This is a genomic window from Nocardia sp. CDC160 (assembly GCF_035818795.1).
Classification (GTDB): domain Bacteria; phylum Actinomycetota; class Actinomycetes; order Mycobacteriales; family Mycobacteriaceae; genus Nocardia.
The window spans coordinates 804,765-818,962 of the sequence record NZ_JAYKYT010000003.1 but is presented as its reverse complement, the minus strand read 5'-3'; the positions used below and the strand labels follow the sequence as shown (position 1 = coordinate 818,962).

Sequence of the window (14,198 nt, the reverse complement as noted above, 5' to 3'; positions counted from 1 at the left end):
CCCTCCCTCGTTGGATGTTTCCACGGTACGGAAGCCGGTGTGCGGGAGGAACATGCCGCGGAGGGAACCGCGGCTCCTACCGGGGTAGGAGTCAGGAACGCTCGATGGTGACCCGTTCGGAGGCGATCCGCCGCTGCTGGGCCGCCGGATCCGGATTGGCCACCTGCACCAGCGACGCGCCCGCGGCCAGCACGGCGACGAAACCGTCGATCAGTTCGGCCGGAGTGTCCCACGCGCCGGTCGAGAGCACTCGATCCTCGCTCGTGAACCCTTGCCGCGCAGCCGATTTCCGCGCCTCCTCCAGCACCTCCGACACCGAGGACCCGTCCAGCGCGCAGCCGATGCCGCCCGGGCGGAACTGGTCCCCGTGCACCCGCACCGAGGTCGCGTAATCGGTGATACCGACCGGGAGGTCCTTCACCGGCATGCCCATGGGGTCCAGCGACAGCGCCGCCACCTCCGCGATACCGTCCGCCTCGTCGATCCGATCGGCGGTCACCAGGGCCAGCTCCGCGTCCGGATCGGCGTGCAGCACCACTTCGACACCGGCCCACCAGCACCCGAGCAGCACCGCCGCGGTCTGCCAGTGCGCGGGCAGCAGCACTGCCACCCGGGCCCCCGAGGACAGCCCGAATTCGTCGCGAATCATATTGGCGGTCTTGGCCGCCCAGTTGGCCAGCGTCAGCGCCGAGAGTTCGATGCGCGCGCCGGTGGCGTCGTCGTAGAAGGTGATACGTGGTCCCGCGGGGTCGCGGGCGAGGATGGGGTCGAGTACCGCTTCGGTGAGGGTCTCGTTCAGTTCACGCATTTCGGTCCGTTCGTACCGGCGTCGATGGGTGGGGCGGGCGGCACCGGAGTCGCCGTCGTACTGCTTCCCGAGAAGTCGAACGTGGAACCGCCGGTCGCCGAACCCGGACCAGAGTAGTCACTCGCCAACACCACGCGAACCGCGCCCGGCGGCAGACCCTGCTCACCGAACACCGGCAGCCCGCCCAGCGCCTGCGCGACCGCCCGTGCCCTGTCGTCACCGGCCGAGGCCGCCATCACCCGGCTGCTCTGCACCGGACCGCCGATCCAGTTGTCCACCGTCCCGGTCCGGAAGCCCTTGGCTGCCAGGGCCTGCGCCGCCTGCGCGGCCAGCCCGCCGGTGCCCGAGGCGTTGTAGATGTCCACGGTGACGCTGGACGGATCGACCCCGCCGTCGCCGCTGTCGTCCTCGCCGACCGCCTTGGCCACGAACTTCTGCACCGCGGGCGGATCCACCCGCACCACCGATTCGCCATTGTCGGTCCAGCCGTTGAGGTCCTTGACCGGAATGGTCTCGAACTTCACCTGGCCGCCGGTCAGGTCCTGCAACTGGTGCAGGAAGCCGAGCACGTCCCAGCCGTCGTCGAGGACCACCGTGCGGCCGACCGCGTCGCTGAGCTCCTTCAATCGGGTGGGGCTGGTGAGCACCTTGGCGCTGAGCACCTGATGCACCAGCTGCGCCATGTACACCTGCTGGCGCACGATGCGATCCAGGTCCCCGCGCGGCAGCTCGTGGCGCTGCCGCACGAAGCTCAAAGCCTGTGCGCCATTGAGCTTCTGCGGCCCGGCCGGGAAGTCCGCGCCCGAGAGCGGTTCGTCCACCGCGTTGTTCAGGCACACCTCGACCCCGCCCACCGCGTCGGTGAGCAGCACGAACCCCAGCAGCCCGACCTCGGCGTAGTGGTCGACGGTGATGCCGGTGAGATTGGCGACCGTCTTGACCAGCGCCTGCCGCCCGGCCTGCGTGGCCTGCTTCTCGGCGTCGGCCGGGGCCACGCCCTTGTCCAGCAGTTTCTGCTGGGTGAGGAACTTGGTGGAGCCGAACGCCGAATTGATCTTCCCCATGCCGAGACCCGGAATGTCCACGTAGGAGTCGCGCGGAATCGAGATGGCCGTCGCGGAACTGCCGTCATTGGGCACCCGAATGAGCACGATGGTGTCGGTATTGAGCCCGCCCTCGCCGTCGTCGCCCGCGTGCAGCATGGCCAATTCGTCCTGGGTGAGCGGGTTTCCGTGGGCGTCGGTCCGGGAGTCGATGCCGACCATCAGAATGTCGGTCGCGCCGTCGGATTTGTCGCCGCCCAGCCCCAGATTGCCGATCCGCTCGATGCTCGACACTAACTGATCCACGCTGTGCCAGCCCAGCCCGGTCGCCGCCAGCACCAGCACCGACACCACCGCCGCCAGCACCCGCCCCGGACTGGCGACGCGGCGTCGGCGCGGTAGTGGCACGGATGCCCAGGAACTCTCTGGCAACCCGACTGTCCTTTCGAAAGCGATGGAATCCCCCGATATGCAGGCTAGTGGCGGTAACCAAAATGTTGCAGTATCGCCGACTCCGTGAGTCGTGCGGGTGCGTGCCAGACTGGCAGCCGTGCTGCTGATAACTGGAGGTCGCGGACAGCTCGGCCGGGCCCTGACGACCCTGGCCCCCGAGGCGCGTGGTCTGGCACACGCCGATCTGGACATCACCGACGCCGACGCTGTGCGCAAGGTGGTGAATCCCGGCGACACCCTGATCAACTGCGCCGCCTACACCGCCGTCGACCGGGCCGAGACCGACGAGGCCGCCGCCTTCGCCGTCAATGCCACCGGGCCGCGCGTGCTGGCGCAGGTCTGCGCCGACCGTGGCGCACGCCTCATTCACGTCTCCACCGACTACGTCTTCCCTGGTACCGCGTCGCGGCCGTACGAACCGGGTGATCCGGTCGGCCCGACCACGGTCTACGGGCGCTCGAAACTCGCTGGGGAACAAGCGATTCTGGAATTCGCGCCCGACGCGCACATCGTCCGCACCGCGTGGGTCTACACCGGAACCGGCACCGATTTCGTCGCCACCATGCGCCGCCTGGAACGCGAGCGCGACACCATCACCGTGGTGAACGACCAGATCGGCTCACCCACCTACGCCCCCGATCTGGCGGCCGCGCTGCTCGAGCTCGCCGCCAAGCCCGCTGTCGCGGCACTTCCCGACGGGCGCGGCCGAATCCTGCACGCCACCAACGCCGGACAAGCCAGTTGGTTCGATCTGGCCCAGGCCGTGTTCACCGGTCTCGGCGCGGACCCCGATCGCGTACGGCCTTGCGGCACCGAGGATTTCCCGAGACCCGCTCCGCGCCCGGCATATTCGGTCCTTTCGGGCAATTCGTGGGCCGCCGCGGGCCTGTCGCCGCTGCGCCACTGGAAGCGGGCACTGAACGACGCACTGGCCGCCATCTCCGACTATCCTGGGCCCCCGTGAGCCCCTCGGATTCTGTCGGACAGCCCCCCGCCGCGGCGAAAAAACCGCAGCTGGCCGTCGTCACGGTGACCTACTCGCCCGGCGAGCACCTGGAACACTTCATCAGCACGCTGGCCACCGCGACCGGTGAGAAGCCGCAGGTCATTCTGGCCGACAACGGCTCGACCGACGGTGCGCCGGAATTGGCCGCGGAGGCCAACGCCCATGTGCGCCTGCTGCGCACCGGCGGCAATATCGGCTACGGCGGCGCCATCAACCGCGCGGTCGCCGAGATCGATCCGGACATCGAATTCATCGTCATCGCCAACCCGGACATTCGCTGGGGCACCGACTCCATCGACGAACTGCTGGCCGCCGCTCGCCGCTGGCCGCGCGCGGGCGCGCTGGGCCCGAAGGTGCTCGAGCCGGACGGCAGCCTCTACCCCTCGGCCCGCTCGGTCCCGGGCATCGCCGACGGCGCGGGTCACGCCATCCTCGGCAGCATCTGGCCCAAGAACCCGTGGACCCTGCGCTACCGCCAGGACAACGAGGCGGTCACCGAGCGCAGCGTGGGCTGGCTGTCGGGTTCCTGCCTGCTGGTGCGCCGTGCCGCCTTCGACTCCATCGACGGCTTCGACTCGCGCTACTTCATGTACATGGAAGATGTCGACTTCGGTGACCGCATGGGCAAGGCGGGCTGGCACAATGTGTTCGTGCCGTCCGCGGAGGTCACGCACGCCAAGGGGCACGCCGCGGGTCGTCACCCGGAAACGATGCTTCCGGCGCATCACGCCAGCGCCTACCGTTTCCAGGCCGACCGGCATCCGCACTGGTGGCAGGCTCCGCTGCGGGTCGCGCTCAAGGCTGGACTTGCGATTCGTTGCAGGCTTGCGGTTCGATCCGCATTGCGCGAACGCGATCAAAACAATGGTGTTTAACTTCGTGGGCGCGTATTCCTGACAACCTCACAACAGGGGAGAAAATGGCGAACAGCGGTACTACCGCCGGGTCTACGGACGCGGTGATCCTGGTCGGGGGCCAGGGCACCCGACTGCGTCCACTGACCTTGTCCGCCCCCAAGCCGATGCTGCCCACCGCCGGGCTGCCGTTCCTGCAGCATCTGCTGGCCCGCATCGCCGATGCGGGCATCACCCACGTGGTGCTCGGCACCTCGTACAAGGCGGAGGTGTTCGAGGAGCACTTCGGCGACGGCGCCGAACTGGGTCTCGAGATCGAATACGTCACCGAGACCGAGCCGCTGGGCACCGGCGGCGGTATTCGCAATGTGCTGCCCAAGCTGCGCGCCGACACCGTCATGGTGTTCAACGGCGATGTGCTCGGCGGCACCGATCTGGGCGGGGTGCTCGAGACCCATCACGCCTCGGGCGCGGACGTGACGCTGCACCTGGTCCGGGTCGGCGACCCGCGGGCCTTCGGCTGCGTGCCCACCGACGAGACCGGGCGCGTCACGGCGTTTCTGGAGAAGACCCAGGATCCGCCGACCGATCAGATCAACGCGGGCTGCTACGTCTTCCGGCGCGAGTACATCGAGAAGATCCCGGCGGGCCGTCCGGTCTCGGTCGAGCGGGAGACCTTCCCGTCGCTGCTGGCCGAGGGCGCGCACATTCAGGGCCACGTCGACACCTCCTACTGGCGCGACATGGGCACCCCCGAGGACTTCGTGCGCGGCTCCGCGGATCTGGTTCGCGGCATCGCCCCGTCCCCGGCCCTGCCGGGCCAGCGCGGCGAGTTCCTGGTCCACTCGGGCGCGGGTGTCGCGCCCGGCGCCCTGCTCATCGGCGGCACCGTCGTCGGCCGCGGGGCCGAGGTCGGTGCGGGCGCGCGCCTGGACGGCGCGGTGCTCTTCGACGGCGCGCGCGTGGAAGCCGGTGCCACCGTGGAACGTTCGATCATCGGCTTCGGCGCCCGCATCGGTCCGCGCGCCCTGGTCCGCGACGCCGTGATCGGCGACGGCGCGAATGTCGGCGCCCGCTGCGAACTACTACGCGGAGCTCGCGTCTGGCCCGGCGTGGACATCCCCGACGGCGGCATCCGCTTCTCGACGGACGTCTGAACCGGCCACACGAATCGGCCCGCTCCCGGTGGAGCGGGCCGATTTCGTTTGTGCGGCAAAGGGGTTCAGCGCTCCCACTTGCCGGGGTTGAGGTGGAACTGGACCAGCGCATTGGCATGGCCGTGCCCCATCGTGTGCTCGGTCTTCAGCCAGTTCACCAGGTCCTTGTTGGTGGTGTGGCCCGAGGCGGTCAGCAGGGAGAACCATTCGTCCACGGTCCGACCGTATTTCGCCTCGATGGAGGGAAAGTACGAGGCGGGGCCGTGCGGCTTGGTGGCGGACATGGTGGGTCTCCTTGTGCAATGCGGGTGTCGAGTCTATCGACGGCGGCACCCGGCGGAATTCATCGGTGCGTGACGGGAACCACAGCGGCGGACGGCTATTCGGCGGTGCGGCGCTCCCGCAGGAACAGGACGCCGGTGGTGGCGACCAGCGCGGCGGTGAGGCCGTGGACGCCGAAAGCCATTGCGGTGGAACCGCCGTGGCGCAGGATGGTGAGCATGTCGCCGACGGGGATGGTCGCGGTCACCAGCATGGCGGTGCCCAGGGCTCGGCGCTGGCGGGTGGCGAGCAGGGTGACGATGAGCAGGGCGGAGGCGAGGTCGCGGACGCCCTTCACATTGAGGAAGTCGGCGGCCGCGCCGGTGGGGGCGACGGGCATGCCGAAGCCGGGGGCCTCGGCCGCGGGGGCGGCCAGGTAGCGGACGCCGATGTAGGTGATGAAGGCCGCGCCGCCGAGGGCGAGGGCGTTATTGATTCGGGCGGCGAGGGTGGTGCGGGTGGCGGTGCGGGTGGAGAGGCTGGTGGTCATGGCTGCTGCTCCAGAATCTAGCGGTGCTAACTGATGAAGCAAAGCTAGATGATGCGTGGATAGTTTGTCTAGCGATGCTAGAGTTTTCGCATGAGCGCCATTCAGAACCGCAAGGAACGCGAGCGGGCCGAGCGACGGCAGCGCATTGTCGACACCGCCCGCGAGATCGCCGAGACCGAGGGCTGGGACGCGGTCACCGTCCGCAAGCTGGCCGACCGGATCGAGTACAGCCAGCCGGTGCTCTACAGCCACTTCGCGGGCAAGGACGCCATTGTCAGCGCCGTCGCGGAGGTCGGGATCGGCGAATTGGGCGTCATCGTGCGGGAACTGCGGGAATCCGCGGAGACGCCCGAGGACGCGCTGCGCGCGGTCATCCAGGGCTACCTCGACTTCGCGCGCGACAGCGCGGCGCTCTACGACGCCATGTTCCTGCTGCGCACGGATCTGAAGTTCGGTCCGGAAGCGCCGCAGGTGCTCAAGGACACCTTCCGGGAACTGCTGCTCACCTTCGCGCCGTTCGCCCCGCCGCACGATGTGGAGACCTTCACCGAGGTCGCCTGGAGCACCCTGCACGGACTCGCCACCCTGGACCGGGGTGGTCGGCTGCGGCCGGACTTTCGTGCCCAGCGATTGGAAATCCTGGTCGCCCAATGGGTTCGCGGCGACGGATAATCCACACCGGTCGGCTTCGTCACGGTTGCGCCGCGGGGTGGGCGGTCCGGCCTAGTCTGAATTCATGGCTGACGCTGTGGTGGTCGGATCGGGTCCCAACGGGCTTGCGGCGGCGGTGATCCTGGCGCGGGCGGGACTCGAGGTCGAGGTGTACGAGGCGGCCGACACCATCGGCGGCGGGTGCCGAACCGGGGAGGTGACCCTGCCCGGATTCCATCACGACCTCTGCGCGGGCGCGCATCCCATGGCGGTGGCCTCACCCTTCTTCCGGGCGTTCAACCTGAAGGCGCACGGCGTCGAACTGCTCACCCCGCAGGTGTCCTACGCGCATCCCCTCGACGGCGGCCGGGCGGGGTTGGCCTGGCACGATCTCGACCACACCGTGGACGGACTGGGCCGCGACGGCCGTGCCTGGAAGCGACTGTTCGGCCCGCTCGTCCGCAAATGGGAGGACCTGGTCGGACTCATCATGTCGGACCTGCGCCATCCCCCGATCGACCCGACCGGGCTGTTGCGCATCGATCCGGGCATCGAACTGCGGCTGGCGCGCCGCATGATCGAACAGTCGACGAGCCTGTGGAACATGCGATTTCGCGAGCAGATCGCGCCCGCCCTGCTGACCGGTGTGGCCGCGCACGCCATTCGGCCGCCGCGCAGCCTGCCGGGCGCTGGGGTCTCACTGCTGCTCGGCACCCTCGCGCACGTGCGCGGCTGGCCGGTGCCGCGCGGCGGCAGCCAGGCCATCGTGGATGCGCTGGCCGATGATCTGAAGACCCACGGGGGCCGCATCTTCACTGGGCATCGCGTCGATTCGCTCGATGAATTCGCCGAGGTGCGCGCGGTGCTGCTCGATACCGCCCCGGCCGAACTGCAGCGCATCGCCACGCTCCCGGCGCGATACAACTTCGCGCTCAACCGGTTTCACTACGGCAATGCGGCCTGCAAGGTCGACTTCGCGCTCTCGGGGCCGGTGCCGTGGCAGGCGCAGGGCTGCGATCGCGCGGGCACGGTGCACCTGGTCGGCACCCAGGAGGAGGCGGTGGCCGCCGAAAAGGCCGTCGCTGCCGGACAACTCGCGGACAAGCCGTTCGTGTTGGCCATTCAGCCGGGCGTCGTCGACCCGACGCGCGCGCCCGCGGGCAAGCACACCCTCTACACCTACGCCCACGTGCCGCACGGCTCCACCGAGGACATGACCGAGGCGATCACCGCGCAGATCGAACGCTTCGCCCCGGGTTTCCGCGACCTCGTTCTCGCCAGCCATGTCCGCACCGCCGCCACCATGCCCGCCCACAATCCCAACTACATCGGTGGCGATATCTCGGCGGGCGCGATGACGTTCCGCCAGACCGTCTTCCGGCCCGCGCCCCGCTGGAATCCGTATTCGACGCCGCTGTCCGGCGTCTACCTGTGTTCCTCGGCGACCCCGCCCGGGCCGGGCGTGCACGGCATGAACGGCTACTACGCCGCCCGGCACGCGCTGCGCCGGGAGTTCGGCGTCCTGACCGACCCGCTCGAATTGCTCACCGACCACTGGCGTATTTGATCCGGCACCGCCGTACGTGATCGGTAGGCTGCCCGCCATGGCCGGATATTCGGGCACGCCGCTGCCCCGCAAGCTCGGGATCAAGCCGGAGAGCCGGGTGCTGTTGGCCGGAGCCCCAGCCGGTTTCGAGCTCGGTGAACTTCCGGCCGGGGTGCAGCTGCATCGCCGCGCGGGCGGTGACCCCTACGACGTGATTCTCGGCTTCTGCCCCGACCAGGCCACCTTGGCGCGGCGGTTCGCCGGGTGGCGCGGGAAGTTGGCCACCACCGGTGGCCTGTGGCTGGCCTGGCCCAAGAAGGCCAGCGGCGTCCCCACCGATCTCGGTGAGAACGCCGTGCGCGCCTACGGTCTGGCGCAGGGGTTGGTGGACAACAAGGTCGCCGCCATCGACGACTCCTGGTCAGGACTGCGGTTTGTGATTCGTCTCGCCGACCGCTGATTCCCGCGCGGGCGCGGTGCGGTAGAGATCCGGCTCGATATAGATGACCCGGGCCGCGGGAATCTCGGCGCGAATGCGGGCCTCGGCCTCGTCGATGGCGGCCGCGATCTCGGCGATCTCCAGGCCGGGCACGATGGAAGCCTTTGCGGCCACCAGCATTTCGTCGGGGCCCAGGTACTGGGTGCGCAGGTGGATGACCCGGTCGATGCGGCGATCGTCGACCAGGGCCGCGCGAATCTTGGCGTCTTCCTCGGGCGTCGCGCCCTCGCCGATGAGCAGGCTCTGCATCTCGATAATGAGAATGACGGCGATGACGCCCAGCAGGATGCCGATGGCCAGCGTGCCCACGCCGTCCCAGACCGGATCGCCGGTGATCATGGTCAGCCCGATGGCCACGAAGGCGAAGACCAGACCGATCAGCGCGCCCGAGTCCTCCAGCAGCACCACCGGCAGTTCCGGATTGCGGGAGTTGCGGATGAAGCGCCACCAGCTGGCATTGCCCTTGAGCGGAGCGGACTCTCGCATGGCGGTGGTGAAGCTGTAGCCCTCGAGCGCGATCGCCAGCCCGAGGATGACGATGGCGACGATCGGGTTGGACAGTTCCTCGGGGTGCTGGATCTTGTGGATGCCCTCCCAGATCGCGTACAGCGAGCCGAGCGCGAAGATCACCAGCGCGACCACGAACGAGTAGAAGTAGCGGTTGCGGCCGTAGCCGAACGGGTGCAGCTGGTCGGCCTCCTGCTCGGCCCGGCGCTGACCCAGCAGCAGCAGACCCTGATTGGAGGTGTCGGCCACCGAGTGCACCGCCTCGGCCAGCATGGACGCCGAGCCGGTGATGGCCGCGCCGACGAACTTGGCCGCCGCGATCCCGGCATTGGCGCTGAGCGCCGCCAGGATCGCCTTCTTACCGCCGCTCGCAGACAATGAACCGCCCCTTCCCGAACCCATGTCCGTTTTGTCCTAAAACGCAGTCGATCGGGAGAGCCTACAGTTCGCCTACTGCTCCTCGCCGACCGCGGCGCAGAACAGCTGCGCCGGACCGTCCACCGCTTCCGCGCGAATCCCGCCGTCGGCGGCCGAGATCCACGCGGCGTGCCCGGCCTCGACGATCAGATCGTGATTGCCCTGCAGCAGCCGCACGCGGCCGTCGGTGACCAGCGCGATCACCGGCCCCGAGCCCACCACCGGCACCGGATCCGCGTCCTGCGCCAATTCGAAACGGGCGAGCGCGAATTCGGGCGCGGGGGTGTGGTAGCGGAAGACACCCTCGGCCACCTCCTCGGGCTCCACGATGGGCAGGTCCAAGGGCTCGAAGTCGAGCACCCGCAACAACTCCGGCACATCCACGTGCTTGGGGGTCAGCCCGCCGCGCAGCACATTGTCGGAATTGGCCATGATCTCCACGCCGACGCCGCGCAGATACGCGTGCAGGTTTCCGGCGTCCAGGAACAGGCCCTCGCCCGGTTCCAGGGTGATGCGGTTGAGCAGCAGCGCCGCCAGCACCCCGGCATCGCCGGGATAGGCCTCGGCCAACTCGAGCGCGGTGCGGATCTCGGCCACGAATTCCTTGCCGCTGCCGCCGCTTCCGGACTCGGACAGATACCGCACGCAGCCGTCGAGCACCTTGGGCAGCAGGGTGCTCAGGGTGGCCTGGGGCAGCGCGATCCAGGTGGTGAACAGGGTGCGCAGCCCGGCCGAATCGGGTTGGGCGGCCAGCAGTTCGGCGTACGAGCTCAGCTCGGGAACGTCGAGGGCCTGCAGCAGCGCGACGGTCTGGCGCGGATCGCGGAAACCGGCCAGCGCCTCGAAACGGCCGAGGGCCACCACCAGTTCGGGCTTGTGGTTCTCGTCGCGGTAGTTGCGCATGGGGGAGTCGATGGCGACCCCGGCCTGGTTCTCGCGCGCGAAGCCCGCCCGGGCCTGCTCGATGCTGGGGTGCGCCTGCAGCGACAGCGGCTCCTCGGCGGCCAGGATCTTCAGCAGGAACGGCAGCCGACCGCCGAATTCGCCCGCGACCGGGCCGAGTTCGCGCTTGGGGTCGGCGCGCAGCAGTTCCAGCAGGGATTCGCTGTGTCCATTGATCTGCACGCGCGCGGGATCGGCGGGGTGTGCGCCGAACCAGAGTTCGGCCTCCGGGTGCGCCGAGGGGACCGGTCGGCCGCACAGCTGAGCGAGCGCGGTGCGCGAACCCCAAGCGTAGGAACGCAGCGCACCAACGAGTTCGTGCACTAGTAATTGCCCCCGTCGTAGTGTCCCGGTCCGGTGGCCGGGCGGGAACCGAGTAGTCGTAGATAGGCCGCGGCCATTTCCAGCCGAAGTGTCAGCACGGCAAGCTTTTCCAGTTCGCTGCCCTGGGAGGCGGCTCCCGGCTGCTCCTCTTCCCCGGCCGCGCGGGCGGAGACCTCGCCGTCGGCGGTCACCAGTTCGGCGTCCACCAGCCCGGCGTCGGAGCCGAAGACCGCCAGGCGGCGGCGCGCGGCCACCTCGTCCAGGTCGGCGCTCACCACGAAGATCCGGATCTGTTCCACCGGCGCGGGCCCGTCCAGCTCCTCATCGTGGAAGAGCGGATCGAAACCGGGTGCGGCCACGCCCGCCGCGTCGATGAGCCGACCGTGTGCGGCAACGGCTTCCGACAGGGTGATGCCCGTGGCGATCTGCCCGGCGGTGGCCAGCAGCACCTCGGCGCCATGCTCGGCGACCACGGTCGCGGCCGGGGTATCACCGGCGAGGACGATGCGCTTGCGCTGGGCCATGCGGGTCGCCAGGGTCTTGGCCGGATTGTGGAAGACCTCGTTCTGGGGGCCGTCGCGCAGCGCCTCCTCGTCGAGTAGGTCTGCGAGAGCGCTCAATTCGGGCACCAGGGGCCCGGTGCGATTCGGGTCGAGGGTGGTGATCACCGCCAACCCGGCCGCCAGGTAGCGCAGCATGCGATTGGGGTCGAGCACTCGCACCCGCGGCGCGAGGACGGTGGCGCGGCCCGCGGCGGCCGCGCGGATGGGGCCCTCGTCCGGGGTGGCCACGACCACTTCGGCGCCCCGGCGCAGCGCGCTGTCGACCGCCTCGGCGAGCCGGGGGTCGCCCGCGTCGTCGCCCGCCACCAGCACCACGTCCAGCGGGCCGACCCACGGCGGGATCGAAGTCGCCGGTACCAGAGGCATACTCGTGTGATTTCCCAGGGCCGCGATCAGCAGGGACGCGGCGCGCGCGGCGCGGCCACTGCCGGAGACGAGGACGAGGCTACGGGGTCGCAGATCGGTCAATCGACCCAACGCGTCCTCGGTCAGTGCCGCGGCGGTCGCCCTGATCTGGGCGCCCCCCGACGCGGCGGAGCGCAAGACGCCCCCGGCGTCGGCCGCCTCCAGCGAGGCGACGTCATCGAGGTCGAATACCGGTGTCCCAGCGATCATCGGGCGTTGCCACCTCCCCTCATCGGGTCACCAGACGCTGGTGAATCCAAGCTCTGTGATTCCACTATTCCAGTCAGGCGCGGACGATGCTCAGGATCTCGGTTACGAGTGCGTCTACTTCCTCGTGCGATCGCGCCTCGACATTGAGCCGCAGCAGCGGTTCGGTATTGCTGGCGCGCAGGTTGAACCACGCGCCGTCGCTCAGCGTGACGGTCACGCCGTCGAGCCGATCGACCGATTTCGCTCGCGTGCCGAAGGCCTCCAGGACCGCCTGGGTGCGCTCCTTGGCATCCGCCACTGTTGAATTGATCTCTCCGGAGGACGCGTATGTTGCATACGCGGAAGCCAATTCCGACATCGGGCGATCCTTCTCGCCCAGCGCGGCCAAGACGTGCAGGGCCGCCAGCATGCCGGAGTCCGCGCCCCAGAAGTCGCGGAAGTAGTAGTGGGCCGAGTGCTCGCCGCCGAAGATCGCGCCGGTGGCGGCCATCTCCTGCTTGATGAACGAGTGGCCGACGCGGGTGCGCACCGGAGTGCCGCCCAGCTCGGTCACCAACTCGGGCACGGCCTTCGAGGTGATCAGGTTGTGGATGACCGTCGCGCCCGGCTCCTTGGCCAGCTCGCGCTCGGCCACCAGGCCGGTCACCGCGGACGGGGAGACCGGGTCGCCCTTCTCGTCCACCACGAAGCAGCGGTCGGCGTCGCCGTCGAAGGCCAGGCCGATGTCCGCGCCGGTCTTGCGGACGTAGTCCTGCAGATCCACCAGGTTCTTCGGATCCAGCGGATTGGCTTCGTGATTGGGGAAGGTGCCGTCGAGCTCGAAGTACAGCGGCTCGATGGTGAACTGCGGCAGCGCGCCCAGTACGGCCGGGACGGTGTAGCCGCCCATGCCGTTGCCCGCGTCCACCGCGATGCGCAGCGGCCGCGAGCCGCTCAGGTCGACCAGCTTGTGCAGGAAGTCGGCGTAGGCCTGGAGCAGATCCTCGCGGGTCTCGGTGCCGCGCGCGCCGTCGAAGGCCGGGACCCCGGCGATGACCTCTTCGGTGATCGTGGCCAGACCGGTGTCCTGGCCGACCGGCAGCGCCTTGGCCCGGCACAGCTTGATGCCGTTGTACTTGGCCGGATTGTGGCTGGCGGTGAACATCGCGCCGGGGCAGTCCAGGTGACCGGAGGCGAAGTACAGCTCGTCGGTGGAGGCCAGTCCGATGTGGACCACGTCGAGTCCCTGGGCGAGCACCCCGTCGGCGAAGGCGGCGGCCAGAGCGGGGGAGGAGTCGCGCATATCGTGACCGATGACGATGCGCCGCGCGCCTTCCGCGCGCATCAACCGCGCGAAGGATCCGGCCACATCCCGAACGAAATCCGCGTCGATCTGCTCACCGACCACCCCGCGAACGTCGTATGCCTTGATGACTGCTTGAACTGACTCGGCGGACCGGGCGACTGTCATGGAGAACACCCTAGTGGGTCTTCATTGCCCCGGGGGATCCGGTAGGACTCGTAGATGGCCTCTGCGGCCGGTGCGGCCCTGGCGGGTCGGGCGCTGCGGGGCGGGGGCGTAGTCGGCGTAGCCGCGCGGGTCGGGTTCCGGTGTGCGGCGGCGCAATCCGGCCTCGCGCACGGCCTCGGCCAGGGCGGTCAGATCGTCGTCGTCGGGGGTGGAGCTGGAAAACCCGCCCTCGTGACGGACCAACTCCCATCCCTTGGGAGCCGTGATCCGGGAGGCGTGCGTTTCGCACAGGTCCCAGGAATGCGGTTCGGCGACCGTGACCAGCGGGCCCACGACTGCCATCGAGTCGGAGTACACATAGGTCAGCGTCGCGACGGCCGGGTTCTTGCAGCCTGGACGGCAGCAACGACGCATGGGGATCACGCCATGCAGGGTAACCCCCCTCACGCCGTCGTGGACACAGACACGCTCAATGAACCCGGTCTCACTCGCGCCGGGCACCCGCTCCCCGACGGGCCGACAGGGCCTCGGGTAGCTGTGCTAACCGTGTGC

At 69.3% G+C, this 14,198-nt stretch carries 15 protein-coding genes; 6 read left to right on the top strand and 9 right to left on the bottom strand.

The genetic code is table 11. The annotated features are described in order from the left end of the window. Positions 1-91 precede the first annotated feature (91 nt). Positions 92-808, bottom strand: a complete 717-nt coding sequence (locus VMT40_RS18450; RefSeq protein WP_326359548.1) for a TIGR03089 family protein — start codon at positions 806-808, stop codon at positions 92-94. Next, a complete protein-coding gene (locus VMT40_RS18445) occupies positions 796-2,283 on the bottom strand; it encodes an LCP family protein (protein WP_442790004.1) in 1,488 nt (495 codons plus the stop codon). Before VMT40_RS18445 ends, VMT40_RS18450 begins: the two co-directional genes overlap by 13 nt. Positions 2,284-2,401: 118 nt before the next feature. Between VMT40_RS18445 and rfbD the strand changes: the two genes are divergently transcribed. From rfbD to VMT40_RS18430, 3 genes are read left to right on the top strand one after another with little or no spacing between them, the layout of a single operon-like run. Beyond that, positions 2,402-3,268, top strand: coding sequence for a dTDP-4-dehydrorhamnose reductase (gene rfbD / locus VMT40_RS18440; protein WP_326359547.1), 867 nt, complete (start codon positions 2,402-2,404; stop codon positions 3,266-3,268). Beyond that, positions 3,265-4,185, top strand: coding sequence for a glycosyltransferase family 2 protein (locus VMT40_RS18435; RefSeq protein ID WP_326359546.1), 921 nt, complete (start codon positions 3,265-3,267; stop codon positions 4,183-4,185). The genes rfbD and VMT40_RS18435 overlap by 4 nt, the downstream gene beginning before the upstream one ends. A 44-nt stretch (positions 4,186-4,229) precedes the next feature. Then, a complete protein-coding gene (locus VMT40_RS18430) occupies positions 4,230-5,321 on the top strand; it encodes an NDP-sugar synthase (protein WP_326359544.1) in 1,092 nt (363 codons plus the stop codon). 65 nt (positions 5,322-5,386) lie between these two features. On the opposite strand, the gene VMT40_RS18425 is transcribed toward VMT40_RS18430, so the two are convergent. Together VMT40_RS18425 and VMT40_RS18420 are read right to left on the bottom strand one after the other, a co-directional pair. Then, on the bottom strand, positions 5,387-5,605 hold the full coding sequence (locus VMT40_RS18425) for a DUF4287 domain-containing protein (RefSeq protein WP_326359542.1): 219 nt from the start codon (positions 5,603-5,605) through the stop codon (positions 5,387-5,389). A gap of 95 nt (positions 5,606-5,700) precedes the next feature. Next, on the bottom strand, positions 5,701-6,132 hold the full coding sequence (locus VMT40_RS18420) for a DUF4267 domain-containing protein (protein ID WP_326359541.1): 432 nt from the start codon (positions 6,130-6,132) through the stop codon (positions 5,701-5,703). 90 nt (positions 6,133-6,222) lie between these two features. On the opposite strand from VMT40_RS18420, the gene VMT40_RS18415 reads away from it, so the two are divergent. From VMT40_RS18415 to VMT40_RS18405, 3 genes are all read left to right on the top strand, one after another. Next, positions 6,223-6,804, top strand: a complete 582-nt coding sequence (locus tag VMT40_RS18415) for a TetR/AcrR family transcriptional regulator (RefSeq protein WP_326359540.1) — start codon at positions 6,223-6,225, stop codon at positions 6,802-6,804. A 64-nt stretch (positions 6,805-6,868) separates the two neighbouring features. Further along, positions 6,869-8,350 (top strand): phytoene desaturase family protein, encoded by a 1,482-nt coding sequence (locus VMT40_RS18410; RefSeq protein ID WP_326359539.1) that lies wholly within the window; start codon positions 6,869-6,871, stop codon positions 8,348-8,350. 37 nt (positions 8,351-8,387) lie between these two features. Next, a complete protein-coding gene (locus VMT40_RS18405; protein ID WP_326359538.1) occupies positions 8,388-8,789 on the top strand; it encodes a DUF3052 domain-containing protein in 402 nt (133 codons plus the stop codon). On the opposite strand, the gene VMT40_RS18400 is transcribed toward VMT40_RS18405, so the two are convergent. From VMT40_RS18400 to VMT40_RS18380, 5 genes are all read right to left on the bottom strand, one after another. Then, complete coding sequence (locus tag VMT40_RS18400; protein ID WP_326359537.1) at positions 8,751-9,713, bottom strand: cation diffusion facilitator family transporter; 963 nt, start codon at positions 9,711-9,713, stop codon at positions 8,751-8,753. The two genes, VMT40_RS18405 and VMT40_RS18400, sit on opposite strands and share 39 nt — an antisense overlap. 72 nt (positions 9,714-9,785) lie before the next feature. Then, positions 9,786-11,018, bottom strand: a complete 1,233-nt coding sequence (gene manA / locus VMT40_RS18395; RefSeq protein ID WP_326359535.1) for a mannose-6-phosphate isomerase, class I — start codon at positions 11,016-11,018, stop codon at positions 9,786-9,788. Then, a complete protein-coding gene (locus VMT40_RS18390; RefSeq protein WP_326359534.1) occupies positions 11,018-12,196 on the bottom strand; it encodes a tobH protein in 1,179 nt (392 codons plus the stop codon). The genes manA and VMT40_RS18390 overlap by 1 nt, the downstream gene beginning before the upstream one ends. A gap of 73 nt (positions 12,197-12,269) precedes the next feature. After that, on the bottom strand, positions 12,270-13,646 hold the full coding sequence (locus VMT40_RS18385) for a phosphomannomutase/phosphoglucomutase (RefSeq protein ID WP_326359533.1): 1,377 nt from the start codon (positions 13,644-13,646) through the stop codon (positions 12,270-12,272). Positions 13,647-13,667: 21 nt separating this feature from the next. Next, positions 13,668-14,060: a DUF3499 domain-containing protein gene (locus VMT40_RS18380; RefSeq protein ID WP_442790025.1), complete on the bottom strand. Its 393-nt coding sequence runs from the start codon at positions 14,058-14,060 to the stop codon at positions 13,668-13,670. Positions 14,061-14,198: the final 138 nt, after the last annotated feature.

Coding starts and splice junctions, on each gene's coding strand:
- VMT40_RS18450 (WP_326359548.1), bottom strand. CDS start 808: ATGCGTGAACTGAACGAGACCCTCACCGAAGCGGTACTCGACCCCATC.
- VMT40_RS18430 (WP_326359544.1), top strand. CDS start 4,230: ATGGCGAACAGCGGTACTACCGCCGGGTCTACGGACGCGGTGATCCTG.
- VMT40_RS18425 (WP_326359542.1), bottom strand. CDS start 5,605: ATGTCCGCCACCAAGCCGCACGGCCCCGCCTCGTACTTTCCCTCCATC.
- VMT40_RS18420 (WP_326359541.1), bottom strand. CDS start 6,132: ATGACCACCAGCCTCTCCACCCGCACCGCCACCCGCACCACCCTCGCC.
- VMT40_RS18415 (WP_326359540.1), top strand. CDS start 6,223: ATGAGCGCCATTCAGAACCGCAAGGAACGCGAGCGGGCCGAGCGACGG.
- VMT40_RS18410 (WP_326359539.1), top strand. CDS start 6,869: ATGGCTGACGCTGTGGTGGTCGGATCGGGTCCCAACGGGCTTGCGGCG.
- VMT40_RS18405 (WP_326359538.1), top strand. CDS start 8,388: ATGGCCGGATATTCGGGCACGCCGCTGCCCCGCAAGCTCGGGATCAAG.
- VMT40_RS18390 (WP_326359534.1), bottom strand. CDS start 12,196: ATGATCGCTGGGACACCGGTATTCGACCTCGATGACGTCGCCTCGCTG.
- VMT40_RS18385 (WP_326359533.1), bottom strand. CDS start 13,646: ATGACAGTCGCCCGGTCCGCCGAGTCAGTTCAAGCAGTCATCAAGGCA.
- VMT40_RS18380 (WP_442790025.1), bottom strand. CDS start 14,060: ATGCGTCGTTGCTGCCGTCCAGGCTGCAAGAACCCGGCCGTCGCGACG.